Source organism: Acinetobacter sp. BIGb0102 (genome assembly GCF_003815055.1).
Lineage (GTDB): Bacteria > Pseudomonadota > Gammaproteobacteria > Pseudomonadales > Moraxellaceae > Acinetobacter > Acinetobacter vivianii.
Genome location: NZ_RKQE01000012.1, coordinates 347,922 through 363,775, shown reverse-complemented (window position 1 = coordinate 363,775; position 15,854 = coordinate 347,922). Strand labels below are relative to the sequence as shown.

The 15,854-nt window shown below is 40.7% G+C and carries 14 protein-coding genes; 11 read left to right on the top strand and 3 right to left on the bottom strand.

Translation table 11 applies throughout. The features are described from left to right. Nucleotides 1-17: 17 nt before the first annotated feature. Nucleotides 18-1,898, bottom strand: a complete 1,881-nt coding sequence (mnmG, locus tag EC846_RS10535) for a tRNA uridine-5-carboxymethylaminomethyl(34) synthesis enzyme MnmG (RefSeq protein WP_123775137.1) — start codon at nt 1,896-1,898, stop codon at nt 18-20. Nucleotides 1,899-2,149: 251 nt separating this feature from the next. Between mnmG and EC846_RS10530 the strand changes: the two genes are divergently transcribed. The 9 genes from EC846_RS10530 (at nt 2,150) to EC846_RS10490 (ending at nt 11,835) form a co-directional block, all read left to right on the top strand. Beyond that, nucleotides 2,150-2,542 (top strand): hypothetical protein, encoded by a 393-nt coding sequence (locus tag EC846_RS10530; RefSeq protein ID WP_004771548.1) that lies wholly within the window; start codon nt 2,150-2,152, stop codon nt 2,540-2,542. A 184-nt stretch (nt 2,543-2,726) separates the two neighbouring features. After that, nucleotides 2,727-3,629 (top strand): 50S ribosomal protein L11 methyltransferase, encoded by a 903-nt coding sequence (gene prmA, locus EC846_RS10525; protein ID WP_004771547.1) that lies wholly within the window; start codon nt 2,727-2,729, stop codon nt 3,627-3,629. Between the two features lie 14 nt (nt 3,630-3,643). Further along, complete coding sequence (locus EC846_RS10520) at nt 3,644-4,504, top strand: DUF3426 domain-containing protein (RefSeq protein ID WP_123775136.1); 861 nt, start codon at nt 3,644-3,646, stop codon at nt 4,502-4,504. Nucleotides 4,505-4,878: 374 nt separating this feature from the next. Continuing rightward, entirely contained in the window at nt 4,879-5,148 is a 270-nt protein-coding gene (gene fis, locus EC846_RS10515; protein ID WP_001086304.1) for a DNA-binding transcriptional regulator Fis, read from the top strand. Nucleotides 5,149-5,228: 80 nt separating this feature from the next. Further along, nucleotides 5,229-6,803, top strand: coding sequence for a bifunctional phosphoribosylaminoimidazolecarboxamide formyltransferase/IMP cyclohydrolase (purH, locus tag EC846_RS10510; RefSeq protein WP_009514779.1), 1,575 nt, complete (start codon nt 5,229-5,231; stop codon nt 6,801-6,803). A gap of 203 nt (nt 6,804-7,006) precedes the next feature. After that, nucleotides 7,007-8,293, top strand: a complete 1,287-nt coding sequence (purD, locus tag EC846_RS10505) for a phosphoribosylamine--glycine ligase (protein ID WP_004771543.1) — start codon at nt 7,007-7,009, stop codon at nt 8,291-8,293. 608 nt (nt 8,294-8,901) lie between these two features. Continuing rightward, nucleotides 8,902-9,777: a MetQ/NlpA family ABC transporter substrate-binding protein gene (locus tag EC846_RS10500; protein WP_004771540.1), complete on the top strand. Its 876-nt coding sequence runs from the start codon at nt 8,902-8,904 to the stop codon at nt 9,775-9,777. A 337-nt stretch (nt 9,778-10,114) separates the two neighbouring features. Then, nucleotides 10,115-11,143 carry a methionine ABC transporter ATP-binding protein gene (locus EC846_RS10495; RefSeq protein WP_005256835.1) on the top strand — a complete coding sequence of 343 codons (1,029 nt, stop codon included), beginning with the start codon at nt 10,115-10,117 and terminating at the stop codon, nt 11,141-11,143. Then, nucleotides 11,140-11,835 (top strand): methionine ABC transporter permease, encoded by a 696-nt coding sequence (locus tag EC846_RS10490; protein ID WP_123775135.1) that lies wholly within the window; start codon nt 11,140-11,142, stop codon nt 11,833-11,835. The genes EC846_RS10495 and EC846_RS10490 overlap by 4 nt, the downstream gene beginning before the upstream one ends. Before the next feature lie 54 nt (nt 11,836-11,889). Here the strand turns inward: EC846_RS10490 and EC846_RS10485 are convergent, their stop codons facing one another. Continuing rightward, the gene (locus EC846_RS10485) at nt 11,890-12,756 is read right to left on the bottom strand and encodes a histone deacetylase (RefSeq protein WP_123775134.1); all 867 of its coding nucleotides are present in this window, start codon (nt 12,754-12,756) and stop codon (nt 11,890-11,892) included. Beyond that, nucleotides 12,750-13,736, bottom strand: coding sequence for a hypothetical protein (locus EC846_RS10480; protein WP_123775133.1), 987 nt, complete (start codon nt 13,734-13,736; stop codon nt 12,750-12,752). The genes EC846_RS10485 and EC846_RS10480 overlap by 7 nt, the downstream gene beginning before the upstream one ends. A 351-nt stretch (nt 13,737-14,087) precedes the next feature. On the opposite strand from EC846_RS10480, the gene gloB reads away from it, so the two are divergent. Beyond that, nucleotides 14,088-14,819, top strand: a complete 732-nt coding sequence (gene gloB / locus EC846_RS10475) for a hydroxyacylglutathione hydrolase (protein WP_123775132.1) — start codon at nt 14,088-14,090, stop codon at nt 14,817-14,819. A 297-nt stretch (nt 14,820-15,116) separates the two neighbouring features. Beyond that, nucleotides 15,117-15,323: a hypothetical protein gene (locus tag EC846_RS10470; RefSeq protein ID WP_004771531.1), complete on the top strand. Its 207-nt coding sequence runs from the start codon at nt 15,117-15,119 to the stop codon at nt 15,321-15,323. The last annotated feature ends 531 nt before the right edge of the window (nt 15,324-15,854 follow it).

Genomic DNA, 15,854 nt, shown 5'->3' with positions numbered 1-15,854 from the left:
ATGTGTCGAATGAAAGCTTAAGCTGACTTCTTCGCCATGTTGTTTTTACGGATGGTAATCATCAGTAACTGCACAGCAGCTGGTGTAACACCAGGAATACGGCTTGCTTGTGCCAAGGTTTCTGGACGAACTGTTTTCAACTTCAAAGTAATTTCACGCGATAAACCTGAAATACCATCATATTCAAAATCAGCTGGAATCTTGGTTTCTTCAAGACGCTTCAATTGCGCAACATCTTCATGCTGACGATTGATATAGCCTTCATATTTCACCGCAATTTCAATTTGCTCGCCGACTTGCTGTGAAACTTCTGAACCTGTTAATTCCGCAATTTGACTGAAGTTAATATTTGGACGTTTAAGCAAATCAACCGCACTACATTCTTTACTAAGATCAACACCCGTCATTTCAACGAATTTTTTACCCATTGGGTTATTTGGTGCTGCCCATAAATGTTGTAAACGAGAGGTTTCGCGCTCAACTGCTTCCATTTTTTCACTATAAGCCGCCCAACGTTCATCATCAACCAGACCAAGCTCACGGCCAATCGTGGTTAAACGCTGATCCGCATTGTCTTCACGCAACATCAAACGATATTCCGCACGTGAAGTAAACATACGGTACGGCTCTTTGGTCCCTAATGTAATCAGGTCATCAACCAACACGCCCATATAAGCCTGATCGCGTTTTGGCGTCCACTCTTCTTGTTCCCAAGCACGGCGTGCAGCATTTAAGCCCGCCAATAAACCTTGCGCACCCGCTTCTTCATAGCCTGTCGTACCGTTAATTTGGCCAGCAAAATACAGGTTTTGAATCGCTTTGGTTTCAAGTGTGAACTTCAAAGCCTGTGGATTGAAATAATCATATTCAATCGCATAACCCGGACGAAGGATATGTGCATTTTCCATACCACGGATCGAACGAACTAAATTGAACTGTACATCAAACGGCAATGAAGTCGAAATACCATTTGGATAAAGCTCATGAGTATCTAAGCCTTCTGGCTCAAGGAATACCTGATGTGAATCTTTATCAGCAAAACGATGAATTTTATCTTCAATCGATGGGCAATAACGTGGGCCAACACCTTCAATCACACCCGTATACATTGGTGAACGGTCTAAACCGCCACGAATAATTTCGTGGGTTTTTTCACTGGTATGCGTGATATAGCAATTAACTTGCTCAGGATGCATTGACGCATCACCCATAAATGACATGACAGGAGATGGGAAATCACCCGGTTGTGGCGTCATCACAGAGAAATCAACTGAGCGTGCATCAATACGTGGTGGTGTACCTGTTTTTAAACGCCCAACAGGAAGTTTAAGTTCACGTAAACGATGAGCTAGTGCAATGGATGGTGGATCCCCTGCACGACCGCCACTTGAGTTTTGTAAACCAACGTGGATCACACCACCAAGGAAAGTACCTGTTGTTAATACCACAGTTTTGGCATCAAAACGGATACCCATCTGGGTAACAACACCTTTAACCGCATCCCCTTCAACAATTAAGTCATCTGCTGCTTGCTGGAAGATGTCCAGATTGGCCTGATTTTCTAAAGTATCGCGAATTGCAGCTTTATAACGTACGCGATCTGCCTGTGCACGTGTCGCACGAACGGCAGCGCCTTTACGCGAATTGAGAATACGGAATTGAATACCACCTTTATCCGCCGCAAGTGCCATTGCACCACCGAGTGCATCAATCTCACGGACGAGATGTGATTTACCAATACCACCAATTGCCGGGTTACAGCTCATCTGCCCCAAAGTTTCAATATTATGCGTCAACAATAATGTTTGTCTTCCCATACGTGCCGCAGCGAGCGCCGCTTCCGTACCAGCGTGACCGCCACCAATTACGATAACGTCGTAAACTTTAGGATAGTGCATAGTGGTAAATATGTATTCAAAAAATGACAGAGTATTATACAGGAGTTTTGCATCAAATTGGCAAAAATCATCAATATTCTTCTGGATTCCAAGCCTAAGATATGTCGACAAAACATACAAAAAGAAACGTTCTGTTGCATTTTCATCTTATACTTAACAGAGCTGCCTAAACTATTAACTCGAACACCACTGTTTTATTTGATGAATTTCTTATCCTAAAAAGTGCATAACAAATACTTTAGGAAAATGATATGAACACAAAGCTTTTATTTTCATCTCTTATTTGTAGCCTATGTTTTAGCGTAGCTGCACATGCGGCAGATACCAAAGCTACCCAAGATCAACAAGCCAAAAAGTACCAACAGGTTTGTAAAGGCAAAAAACAAGGTGATCCAGTTTCATTTGCGTATAAAGGCGTTGTTTTCAATGGTTCATGTGAACCAAATGAAGCCGGTAAACTCGCATTCCAACCGCCAATGCCAGCTTCTAACGCTGCTGTAGACACACAAAGTCGTCTCTCTGAAACTCAGTCAGCTCCACGTCCAGTGAGCAGCGCCCCAATGGAAGCTGCGCCTGCTATGGAGGCACCTGCAGCGACTCCTGCACCACCAGTTGCTCCAGATGTTGAACAGACTGCGCCATAATTGCAGCACAAATAAAGAAGGTCTTGATGGCCTTCTTTTTTTATCTATTAAATCTAAAAACAATGTTCTAGAGCTCACTGACTTAAATATTTGTCCTTAAAATTGTAATCTGTCTATTTTATAATCCCTTTAATAAGTTTTAATCTATTACAATACGCACAAATACATTTATTTAGGTTTTCCTGTGAACTGGCTACAAATTCATATTACTGTTGATCAAAATCAAGTTGAACTTACCGAAACATTGCTCCTTTCATTGGGTGCGGTGAGTGTTACTTTAGATGATGCAGAAGATCAAGCCCTGCTTGAGCCATTACCAGGCGAAACTCCGCTTTGGAATAAAGTCATCGTTACGGGTATTTACCAACAAGAAGAAGATGACCCAATTGACGTAGATGCTTTGGAAACTTTCCTTAAAGCACAACTTCCTGATGTTCCAATGCGCCATGAATACCTTGAAAATCAGGTGTGGGAACGCGCATGGATGGATTATTACGAACCAATTCAAATTAGTGAAAAATTCTGGATCGTCCCTGAATGGTTAGAACCACCTGAAGCAGATGCAACCAACATTAAACTTGATCCAGGTCTAGCGTTCGGTACAGGTAACCACGCCAGCACATTCTTATGTTTACAGTGGTTAGGTAAAACTGATGTAAAAGATAAAGTTGTGATCGACTATGGTTGTGGTTCAGGTATTTTAGGCGTTGCTGCCCTTTTATTAGGCGCTAAAAAAGTCTATGCAACGGATATCGACCCACAAGCTGTACTGGCAACAAAACAAAATGCCGAGTTAAATGGTGTGCTTGACCGCCTTTATGTCGGTTTGCCTGAAGAGTTTGATCAGGAATTCAAACCTCAACAGGCTGATATTCTGGTTGCCAATATTCTTGCAGCTCCACTCATGGCACTTGCGCCTGAATTCTCAACTTTATTAAAAAATGAGGGAGAGTTCGCACTAGCAGGTGTAATTGAAGAGCAAGTTGCTGATGTTTCTAGCGTTTACGCTGAGTTTTTTGATATATTAGAAATCGAAAAGCGTGAAGAAAACTGGTGCCGCATTTCAGGAAAACGAAAAACAATTTGAGAATTTTATAACTTATGAGTGAAAAACAAACCCGCTGCCCTAAATGTTCAACTGTGTACAAAGTGACCCTTTCACAACTCAGTGTTGCACAGGGTATGGTTTGTTGCCCAAAATGCGTCATTAACTTTAATGCATTAACCAATTTGCTCGAAACAGACAGTGATGCGACACCAACGCCCGTTAATCGCTCACTGTTTTCATCGATTCAGCCAGATAGCTCATTTGCAGAAAAGCAGATGCAGATCTTAAGGATCTTCGATCAGAAAATTGAAAACTCAAATATTGATCTACTCACTTATTTAAATAACCTGAATTACTTTAATACCGAACCCGTCACTGCCCTGCCTAACCTGAATCTTTCAGAAGATGCACTGTCAATGGATCAGGAAAATAATGACAAACAACATGGCTGGTTGTATTACACCCTTTGGGGTATTGGAAATATTGCACTGATTCTGGTGTTTGCTTTTCAAATTTTATGGTTTAACCCGAAACTCATGCATGAAAGCCCAGCATTAAACCAGATGTTTAATTATGTCTGTGGTCTTTTGAGCTGCAAAGTCGCCAATGAACAATATCAGTCTCTTAGTTTTGAGAAAGTAAAACTGAAACGGGTTGAGCATAATGCCACAGGTTTTTCTGGCGTATTGCTTAACCAAGATGCAAATAGCGTTGTGCTTCCCCCAATTAAAGTGGTACTTAAACAAAACGGTGAAGCAATTTCTTATACCGTTTTGAAACCGCAAGACTATTTAGTCGACAGTTTAAAGACCATTCAGCGCATCCCATCAAATAGCCCTTTTCGCTTCGAATTTACCATTCCGAAAAGCAAAAATAGCTTCAATGACTATAGTTTAGAATTTGTACAGCCCTAAAAGCTCAAAAAAGTGACAAAAAAACAAAAAAAAGTGCAGTTAATTTGCTCACTTTTTCGCTGACAGTGGTATGATACGCGCCACGAATGCTTTGACCCACTTACTCCTCGTAATCTACAGACAATAAAATCGTTAAACGAACTGTGCTTTTACCCAATAAGCGCATTGTTGGTTTTTTTGTTTTTGAAAGTAGGCGGTAACAAATATTTAACTATTGTTACGCTTATTTTTTACACAACTCGAGGATTTGTGGCAAGCTAATAGTCCTTTTGTTTTAGAGTCACTGTTTTAGGATCTAAAACGGGGCTCAGTAATTTAGACCACATTTATATCACTTTACCCAAGTGATATTTTGATTTTTCGGATTAACACGCATGAATAGCAAATCTCCTATTTTTACGGCTCAATCTGATGTCGCTCTTCGCATCCATGTAGATCGCGCAGTTCGTCATTATTTTGCACAATTGCAAGGTGAGCAACCATCTCAAGTTTATGACATGGTTTTAGCAGAAATGGAGAAACCTCTTTTATCTGTGGTCTTAGAATATACTCGTGGCAACCAAACGCGTGCTGCTGAGATTTTAGGCCTTAACCGCGGAACTTTACGCAAAAAGTTAAAAGCTCACGGTTTAATGAGTGAATAATTGATAAAATGCTCACGTTCTCGTGGGCATTTTTTTTGCCTTTGTTTTAATCTGTAGACTTCAAACTGTTGACTAAAATCATGACTATCAAACGTGCTTTAATCTCTGTATCTGATAAAACCGGAATCGTTGAATTCGCTCAAAATCTTGTAGCTCTAGGGGTAGAAATTTTATCTACGGGCGGTACATATAAGTTGCTTAAAGACAACAATATTGCCGTAGTAGAAGTTTCTGAACATACAGGTTTTCCTGAAATGATGGATGGTCGTGTTAAAACATTACATCCAAAGATTCATGGAGGCATCCTGGCTCGTCGTGGTCTGGACGAAGCGGTGATGCAAGAACACAACATTGATCCGATTGATCTGGTGATTGTTAACCTTTATCCATTTGCTGCAACTGTGGCTAAACCAAACTGCTCGCTTGCAGATGCAATCGAAAACATCGACATCGGTGGTCCGACCATGGTTCGTGCTGCAGCGAAAAACCACGCTTCAGTGGGAATTATCGTTAATGCAGCGGACTATGACACAGTTGTTGCCGAGCTAAAAGCAAATGGTACGCTTTCTTATGAAACGCGTTTCGACTTAGCAGTAAAAGCATTTGAACATACAGCACAATACGATGGCATGATTGCTTCTTATTTAGGTGCACGCGTGGGTAAAGCAGAAGGCGAAGCGGATCTCTTCCCTCGTACCTTCAATACGCAACTAAATAAAGCACAAGATTTACGTTATGGTGAAAACCCTCATCAAAACGCAGCATTCTATGTAGAAGAAAATGCAAAAGAAGCATCTGTTTCTACTGCGAAGCAATTACAAGGCAAAGAACTCTCTTATAACAATATTGCAGATACCGATGCAGCACTTGAATGTGTGAAATCATTTGCGAAGCCTGCGTGTGTCATCGTTAAACATGCAAACCCTTGTGGCGTCGCTGTTTCATTGGATGGTATCAAAGCAGCTTATGATCTTGCTTATGCAACCGATCCTGAATCAGCATTTGGTGGCATCATTGCATTCAACCGCGAATTAGACACCGCGACAGCGCAAGCAATTGTTGATCGTCAATTTGTTGAAGTGATTATTGCACCAAGCATTGCGGATGGCGTACTTGAAATCACAGGTGCGAAAAAGAATGTACGCGTGCTGGTCTGTGGCGAACTTCCTGCAATTGATGCACGTGCTCCACAGCTTGACTATAAGCGTGTTAATGGCGGCTTATTGGTTCAAGATCAAGACTTGGGCATGATCACTAAAGATGACTTGAAAGTTGTGACTAAACGCGCACCGACTGAACAGGAAATTGATGATCTTATTTTTGCATGGAAAGTTGCAAAATATGTGAAATCAAATGCAATCGTTTATGCAAAAAATCGTCAAACAATTGGTGTAGGCGCTGGTCAAATGAGCCGCGTAAACTCTGCACGTATTGCTGCGATTAAAGCTGAACATGCAGGTTTAGTGGTTGAAGGTGCAGTTATGGCATCTGATGCATTCTTCCCATTCCGTGATGGTATTGATAATGCTGCCAAAGCTGGCATTAAATGCATTATCCAGCCAGGCGGTTCGATGCGTGACGAAGAAACAATTGCAGCAGCAGATGAAGCTGGTATTGCAATGGTATTCACGGGTATGCGTCACTTCCGTCACTAATCCTACTTTAAAGTTTCCATCTTATTTACCTCCCTCTAAATCTCTCTCCTAAAAGGAGGGAGACTACACAAATATCAATATGGGTTCCCTCTCCTCTTAGGAGATGAGGAACGATTGTAGTTCCGTAAGGGAGAGGTTAAGGGGGACTTTTTTATTCTGAACAGGTATATTCTTAAATACGGAAAAAGGGAAATAACTTTATAATGAATATTTTAGTTTTGGGTAGCGGTGGCCGTGAACATGCACTTGCATGGAAAATCGCACAAGATGCAAAAGTCACTAAAGTCTTTGTAGCACCAGGTAATGCAGGTACTGCAACTGAAGACAAATGTGAAAATGTTGAACTCGATATTTTAGACAATCCAGCCATTATTGCTTTTGCCAAAGAAAATGATGTGGCATTAGTCATCGTTGGCCCTGAAGCGCCTTTAGTGAATGGTGTGGTTGATGCAGCACGCGAAGCTGGCTTAAAAATTTGGGGACCAACCCAATATGCAGCTCAGCTAGAAGGTTCTAAAGCATTTGCAAAACACTTCTTAAAACGTCACAACATTCCAACCGCTTTTTATGATGTCTTTACTGAAGTAGATGCGGCTAAAGCGTATGTTGAGCAAAATGGCGCACCTATCGTCATTAAGGCCGATGGTCTTGCTGCGGGTAAAGGCGTGATCGTTGCCATGACCAATGAAGAAGCTTTTGCAGCAATCGACGATATGCTAGCAGGCAACAAATTTGGTGATGCGGGTTCACGCGTTGTGATTGAACAATTCCTTGCAGGCGAAGAAGCAAGCTTCATTTGCATGATCGATGGCAATAATATTTTGCCAATGGCAACGTCACAAGACCATAAACGTATTTTTGAAGGCGATGAAGGTCCAAACACAGGTGGTATGGGTGCTTACTCTCCTGCGCCTGTCGTCACTGCGGAAGTCTTTGAACGTGTCATGAATGAAGTGATGCGTCCAACCGTTGATGGTATGGCTGCGGACGGTCACGTTTATACAGGTTTCTTATACGCAGGCCTGATGATTGATGAACAAGGTCAACCACGTGTGATCGAATTCAACTGTCGCTTTGGTGATCCTGAAACTCAACCGATCATGATGCGCTTAAAATCATCTTTGGTTGATTTGGTTGAGGCTGGTATTGCAGGTAACTTACCAAGCGAAGCTGAATGGGATGAGCGCAAATCGATTGGTATCGTTCTTGCTGCTGGTGGTTACCCTGAAACTGTACGCAAAGGCGATGTAATTTCAGGTCTTGGTCAATCTCCAGAAGATACCAAAATCTTCCATGCCGGTACTGCAATGAGTGCTGATGGTCATGTGATTACTGCGGGTGGTCGCGTACTCTGCGTTACTGCACTGGGTGATACCGTGCTTGAAGCGCAAATCAATGCGCTGGAAGTTTGTGGTCAAGTCACTTTCACTGGTATGCAATACCGTAGCGATATTGGTTATCGCGCCATTGCCCGTGAAAAAGCTGAATAAGTAAATTATGCTTGAAAGCCTTCTTCGGAAGGCTTTTTTATTCCTTAAATTGCATAATTCTCACTTCTATATTCATTATTTAAATATAAAATTCAGAAAAATATATATTTGTGTTCTAATTCAATCTGCTACAGATCTTTTTTGAAAAAACCATAAAACTATCATCAATTTATATTTACTTATGATTTAATTTCTCTCAAATAATCATAGTCTTATACTCACTAGGACAATCTGCTGCACTGTCCCCTGCATTAAATTATTGGTATGATTGCCGAAATTTTAGATGTTGTTTTTATGTTAATTCAGTATTCTTTTTCATTCATTTCAAATGATTAGAATATTTTTCCTAACAAAACAAATTGCAGCTAAATCCAAATTTGATTAGAAAAAGATATGAATGCTTGATTTCCCACTGTATATATACTGAATGGGAACATGAATATTCATTTATTTTTCGCGTGTTGTGGAAAGGACTCTACCAAAAACCTCAAAAATAATTCACGTGATTGTTTGAGGACGATGCCAATTTACAACATACAAACCTATTGCAATTATTAATGCTCGAGAAATGCTGATTTTCTCGCCATTATTCCGATTAGGATTTATACATGAAAAAGCTGATTAGTCTTTTTTTAAGTGTATCGGTGTTATTACTTGCAGCTTGCAGTAAACAACCAGATACCGCATCTACCGAGCAAAAAGGTGATGCTGCTGCATTACAAACTGTTGTAATCGCTTCTACAGGTTCTGACGCTGATATCTGGCGTTATATCGCAACTTTACCAGAAACCAAAGCTGCTGGTCTCAAACTTGAAATTAAAAACTTCACTGATTACGTTGCCATGAATACTGCTGCAGCGAACAAAGAAGTTGATTTGAATGCATTCCAGTCTTACGCATACCTTGTGGCATTTAATGCTGCCAATAAAGATAAGATTGCACCTGTTTCAACCACGTATTTAGAGCCAATGGGTATCTACTCAAGCAAAGTCAAAAAAGTTGACGAATTTGCTGAAGGTGCAACCATTGCGATTCCAAATGACGGCGCGAACGAATCACGTGCATTATTACTTTTACAAAGCGCGGGCTTAATCAAGTTAAAAGCTGACTTTGATCCAGTAAAAGGCACCCCTGCTGACATTACTGAAAACCCGAAAAAAATTGTGATCAAACCAATTCAAATGGCAACAGCTGTACGTGTTAAAGACGAAGTTGATGCGATTTTATTAGGTAATACACTTGCAATGGAAGGCGGTTTAAACGTTCTGAAAGATGCGATCTTCTATGAGCCTGTAGATCAAAGCACGAAGCTGAATGTAAACGTCCTAGCGACTGCAGAATCTCGTAAAGATGATGCTGTATTGCAAAAAGTTGGCGCGCTTTACCATACTGAAGCTGTGAAGCAATATGTTCAAGAACACTTTGCAGGTACGAAAGTTGACGTGAACAAACCAACAAGCTACCTCACAGAAGCAAATTCGTAATATAATGTCGCACAGGGTCTGTTGACATTTCACTGATGCTTGCGACAGAGGATATTTTTTAGATGGTACAAGGCATGGCTTATGAAATTTAGTCATTCTAAATGATTAAGCCATAACGTAGTAACAGCAAAAAATATCCCTGTCCCAAAGGGTTATGGCTAAAACTGCCGCAAACTTCGTTATGAAACTTGGTAAGGGTATCTCCATTGCCTTCGTTTCATGCCTTGTTTGCGTGGTTTTCGCCAATAACGCAATGCATGACTGAAATATCAACAGATCCTAAAACAGGCAAAGTGATTTTGCCTGTTTTTTCTTTTCTGCCATAGTACTGACGAACATGATCCAATTTAAAAACATTTCGAAACACTATCAGTTGAAAGGTCAAACGATCAATGCACTGGACCAGATCAATTTAGAGATTCCGGACGGTAGTATCTTTGGCATTATCGGCTATAGTGGTGCAGGTAAAAGTACGCTGATCCGTTTGATTAATTTGCTTGAACGCCCGACGCAGGGACAAGTCATTATCAATCAAAAAGACTTTACTGCTATGGACGCGCGAACACTTCGTCAAGAACGTGCAAATATTGGCATGATCTTTCAGCACTTCAATCTCCTTCAGACTAAAACCGTGTCTGAAAATATTGAAATGCCACTTAAATTACTTGGGCATAGCAAAGCTGAACGTGAAAAGCGTCTGGCTGAACTATTAGAGTTTATCGATCTTAAACATAAAAAAGATGCCTACCCTGATGAGCTTTCAGGGGGTCAAAAACAACGTGTGGGTATCGCGCGTGCGCTGGCCAATCATCCCAAGATTCTACTGTGCGATGAAGCAACTTCCGCCCTTGATCCACAGACCACCAAATCTGTTTTAGCGCTATTAAAAAAAATTAACAAAGAACAGAACATTACCATTGTCATGGTCACCCATGAAATGGATGTAATCGAATCAGTATGTGATTATGTGGCGGTCATGGAATCAGGTCATGTGATTGAAACTGGCCCGACGCTGGATATTTTCAGTCAGCCACAGCATCCAACCACCAAGACCTTTATTCAAACGGTATTGCAACAGCAGTTACCTGTAAATATTTTGAGTAATCTTGAACATCAACATCATAATAGTATCTATAGCTTGCAGTTCCTCGGCACTTCAGCACAGGAAACCGTGATTCAGGCTGCGATTAAACAATTTGATGTGAGTTTAAATATTCTGTTTGCCAATATGACCGAGATCAATGGTACGGTGATCGGACAAATGTTTATCCAGCTTTTAGGTGATCCGTTGATCATTCAGGAAACCGTAAAATTCCTTGAGCTTCAAGGCGTGAAAGTGGAACAATCTGGAGTGGTAAGCCAATGAGAGACTTAATCGTACAATGGCTGACCCAAGTCACTGCTCCATTTTGGCATAGTTCCCTCTCAATCGACCAGTTTGTGACAGCACTGCAAGAAACCTTTCAAATGGTGTTCTTCTCTCTGCTGTTTGGTTGCATTTGGGGATTGATTCAAGGTATTACGCTAGTTGTTACTCGCTCAGGCGGTATCCTGCAAAATCGTGCGATTTATTATTTCCTAAACCCGATTGTGAATGCACTGCGTTCCCTTCCCTTCATTATTCTGCTGATTGCCGTTATTCCACTGACTAAAATGCTGGTTGGCACTTCAATTGGCACATGGGCAGCGATTGTGCCTTTGACCATTTATGTGGGCCCATACTTAGGCCGTCTGATCGAAACCTCATTGCTTGAAGTGAATGAAGGTATTGTGGAATCTGCTCAGGCAATGGGTGCTTCACCGTGGCAAATCATCTTCAGATTTATTATTCCTGAAGCGCGTAGCTCACTCATACTAAACTTGACCACAGGTACGATTTCTCTCATCGGTGCGACTGCAATGGCAGGTGCTGTAGGCGCAGGCGGTATCGGTGACTTGGCGATTTCTTATGGTTACCAACGTTTCGATACGAGCGTAGTGATTTTAACCGTCATTGTATTATTGCTGTTAGTGCAAATGGTACAAATGTTCGGTGACTGGCTAGCAAAATTACGTTAATAAAAATATAGAAAAAGCGCTCATGATGGGCGCTTTTTTTACACCTGAACCTTTTTAAGGAAAGTAAATTTCATTGGCTGCCTTGAAGGTGTTGACATGGAGCGGAACTAAATCGGTTAAATTCTGATAGCCGCCAGCCAATACAAATAGCATCGGGATTTTCATTTTCTTCGCCATTTCAAAGACAATGCGATCACGCTCAAAAAGTAATTCTGTGGTCAACCATTTTGAACCATATTTATCATGTTGGTGACAGTCCATGCCCGCCTGATAAATCATCAGATCCGCCTCCCAACGTGAAGCATACTGAAAGGCCTCAAAAATTGCCTCTCGATATAAATCAAAATTACCTTGTTTGGGATGAATATAACGGGTCAAGCTACGTTCGCCAGCCTTGCAGCCAAACCGAATTCCAAAAATGCCAAAATTAATCAGATTGGTCATACGGTTGGTGAAAATAGCCGTGCCATCCCCACCATGTTGATCACAATCCAAAATAAAAATACGTTTCTCGGGATATTGTTTGGCAACCAGCGCCAGACCATTAAAGGTGCAATAGGCTGCACCGGATTCATAACTGGCATGATGAAATCCCTGTGCAATATTGGCCGCAACCCCTTCTTTCAAGGCAATTTCAGCGCCCAGTAATTGTCCAGCCTGAACCGATAAAATCGCATCTCGCAACTGTTCATTCCACGGCTTAAAACCTTGAACAGTGGCAAATGCCGATTCTCCTGATAAAAAAGCATCGACATATTGTGGATTGTGCAATTTCCTCAAGATTTCCACATCAATCAGCCCAGGATCCACCAGTTCTGCCATTTGATGCGTACGCAACACATCAGCTACAGCTGTGAGTTTTTCCATACTATTGGTATGCGTTTGCGCAAAGTAGCGTGGAGAGTAACAAGCTTTTAGCATGGATGTCCTACATAAATCTGATCTTTAGCAATATCCATCAGTTGACTTAATTCAGTGCTATCAGGCCTGAATAATCCATTGTCTACCTGCTGTTTAAAATGATAGCCAAATGCCCGCGCACGATGTTGTGGTGAAACAGCCAAAGTGGTTAAACGCAAAAACCAGAAACCATTCATCTCGGCAATCGGGATCACATAGCCTTTATATTGCTTGTTTTTATGCTTATCGAGCTGTTCAATCTCATAATGCGCTGAGAATAAACTCCCCGCAGGTAATCGTACCCCATTCATCATTAAAGGCACCAAACTGATACAGGAATGGTTATCGCCCATATTCAATTTTTCCATCATGATCGGTTGAGCATGTTCATCAACAAAAATATTGATTTCACCCTGTCGTAATAACCGATGATGCGCAATGCGCAAAAAGAATTTTTCTGCCATCGGGCAAGAACCCACTTTAGGCTTTTCAAGCAAAGCCTGACATTCGATCATGCCAAAATCCTGCGCCGCTCGAGGCAGGATAATATCGGCAAGCAACTGGCAAATCAGGATACTTTCTTCCAACTGGGCATATTGATGAATGCTTCGAAGTTTGGCTTGAAAATCGACCTCTTGCTGTAAATTCTGTGCAAAGCTCTCTTGCGGGTTTAAACGTTTTAAAGTCTGCTGGACTTCTAAATTGATATCCAGATTCCGCCACGTTTCTAATGTCAGACCATATGAACCCGCTTGATTGAGAATATTTCTCAGCGCTTTGGTTTCATAGTCCTCAAAAATTCGTAAATCCTGAAACCCAACCGGATCACGCACCTGCGAAACAAACTCTGCAATAACGCGAGTCGCTTGTGTATAGCCACAACCTCTCCGTTCTGTTTGATGACTAAAGTGTTCATTTAACATTTCTGTCAGCTTGGCAGAGAGCGGATATAAATATTTTTTAAAAATCATGACCACTTCGTGATCGACCAAATCAGACATAAGCTCCCCTGCTTCATCCTAATGATTTAAAACGACCTCATCCTTATTTTGTTAAATCTAATTTTTAATTGATTTAGCTTTAATAAAGTATTTCTTATAAGATTAAAGATGAATATAAACTATTAACTTATAAAAGTTTTCTTTCATCTTTATTTAAAATACAACACTTGTCAACTATAAATAGACGCGATCAATATCGACGTCAGAATCTGCCCCAAAAAGTCAGTATTACTGTACAAATACAGCACTTTTTTGCACTCGATAGCATTTGCACTTAAACTAGAATCAGGCACTCAGTATTGAGTACCCAACTCGCAATAACCACATGGAACAAAGATTCAGGACTCGGCTATGCATTACAAGATTCATGTAATTGACGTAAAAAATGCCTTAAAAAATTATATCTGGTTATTGGAAGATACCCGCAGCAAAGAAGTTGTGGCGGTCGATCCGACGGAAGCCGAGCTGGTCACAGCGTTTTGCCAGCAACATCAACTCACTCTGAAACAGATCTGGCTGACCCATTGGCATCCTGACCACACTGGCGGTGTCCCGGGCTTATTGGCAAATCAGAATCTTCTGGTTTATGGCCCTAGAGATGAATTAAGTAAAATTTCCCTGATCTCAAATCCACTACAGAATAATGATCATTTTCATTTTAATGACCTCAAAATTGAAGTCATCGCGACCCCTGGTCACACTTTAGGTCATATCACTTATTTCATTGAAGAGATGGACAGTTTGTTCAGTGGAGATACTCTGTTTGCAATGGGCTGTGGACGATTATTTGAAGGCACAGCCGAGCAAATGTATCACTCCTTAAATCGACTGGGTGCACTACCTATCCAGACCAAAGTGTATTGCACCCATGAATATACGCTTGCGAATGGTGAATTTGCCTTGACTGTAGAGCCACATAATGTTGCCCTGCAAGAACGTATGCGACAGGTCAAAGCATTAAGAGATGCAGATCAAATCACCTTACCAAGTACGATTGAACAGGAACTCGAAACCAATCCATTTTTACGTACTGAAAGTGCTGAGGACTTTGCGCGTATCCGCAGCCTAAAAGATCAGTTTTAATTAATGATGTAAATTTAAGCGATTCATTTTCTACTTTTCTATTTAGGTAGAAAATGAAATCATTTTTTACATTTGTCATGAAATATTTATTTAAAAAATAATTTTTAAATACCAAAAAATAAAAACACTTTAACCTTTAATTTCAATTAGATAAAAAATCATCAGATAACATTATACCTAGAAAAATTACGCTAATTTTACATTACTTACACGTGGCAAAATAATTCTATGCAATGCCCCTTTAAAAAAAATTATCTGACCCTTATTAATAAATACATGTTCACAAGGAGATCTGTCATGAAAAACAGAGTTGTTAAAGCAAAAAACGTATTGGCTTTCCGTATTTGGTTAGAAAAATTGGGATATTCAGTTAAGAATCTGACAGATAACCGTGGTTTTACCTTTAGCTTTAAAAAAGAATATGGTTTGGTGACAGGCGATCTCTCTGGTAATGCTTTAGCAATGCAGTTGGGTGAAGAATTCGAAGATCATTTAAAAGCCTAATGACAAATTTCCTAAATATGAGGATTCCAAAGGGATTTGGAATCCTTGATTTATACAGATAAGAATATTTCCAACTTTATCTCCCTTTTAATTCTTCATTTTCTAGCCATTTCCAATAAAATATTAGGGTCTGGTGACATTTCAGCCATACATTGCGTTATTCGCTAAAACCACATCAACAAGGCATGAAAAGCAGGCAATCGCAGCCCCTTGCCAAGTTTCATAACGTAGTTTAGGGAATTTAGCTACAACCCTCTGGGACAGGGCTATTTTTTGCCGTTACTACGTTATGTTTTGCTTACTTAGAGTACTAAGTTTCGCAAAACTCTCCTTGTACCGCCTAAAAAATATCCTCTGTCGCAAGTATCTGTGAAATATCAACAGTCCCTATTGGAACAAAACTGATTTCCAAGTATCATATTGCCCAGTCGAGGGATGCTGCGACAATTGATCGGCACTAAAGATCAATTTGCCAGGCTCGACGATCGGTTAAACATTCGCTTTAGCCAACAACGGCATCCGCGAACAGAA

Excerpts from the sequence above, each read along its gene's own strand:
- EC846_RS10530 (WP_004771548.1), top strand. The coding sequence starts at position 2,150 with ATGAACACAAAGCTTTTATTTTCATCTCTTATTTGTAGCCTATGTTTT.
- EC846_RS10470 (WP_004771531.1), top strand. The coding sequence starts at position 15,117 with ATGAAAAACAGAGTTGTTAAAGCAAAAAACGTATTGGCTTTCCGTATT.
- EC846_RS10495 (WP_005256835.1), top strand. The coding sequence starts at position 10,115 with ATGATCCAATTTAAAAACATTTCGAAACACTATCAGTTGAAAGGTCAA.
- EC846_RS10480 (WP_123775133.1), bottom strand. The coding sequence starts at position 13,736 with ATGTCTGATTTGGTCGATCACGAAGTGGTCATGATTTTTAAAAAATAT.
- EC846_RS10490 (WP_123775135.1), top strand. The coding sequence starts at position 11,140 with ATGAGAGACTTAATCGTACAATGGCTGACCCAAGTCACTGCTCCATTT.
- EC846_RS10500 (WP_004771540.1), top strand. The coding sequence starts at position 8,902 with ATGAAAAAGCTGATTAGTCTTTTTTTAAGTGTATCGGTGTTATTACTT.
- EC846_RS10485 (WP_123775134.1), bottom strand. The coding sequence starts at position 12,756 with ATGCTAAAAGCTTGTTACTCTCCACGCTACTTTGCGCAAACGCATACC.
- mnmG (WP_123775137.1), bottom strand. The coding sequence starts at position 1,898 with ATGCACTATCCTAAAGTTTACGACGTTATCGTAATTGGTGGCGGTCAC.
- gloB (WP_123775132.1), top strand. The coding sequence starts at position 14,088 with ATGCATTACAAGATTCATGTAATTGACGTAAAAAATGCCTTAAAAAAT.
- purD (WP_004771543.1), top strand. The coding sequence starts at position 7,007 with ATGAATATTTTAGTTTTGGGTAGCGGTGGCCGTGAACATGCACTTGCA.
- purH (WP_009514779.1), top strand. The coding sequence starts at position 5,229 with ATGACTATCAAACGTGCTTTAATCTCTGTATCTGATAAAACCGGAATC.
- EC846_RS10520 (WP_123775136.1), top strand. The coding sequence starts at position 3,644 with ATGAGTGAAAAACAAACCCGCTGCCCTAAATGTTCAACTGTGTACAAA.
- fis (WP_001086304.1), top strand. The coding sequence starts at position 4,879 with ATGAATAGCAAATCTCCTATTTTTACGGCTCAATCTGATGTCGCTCTT.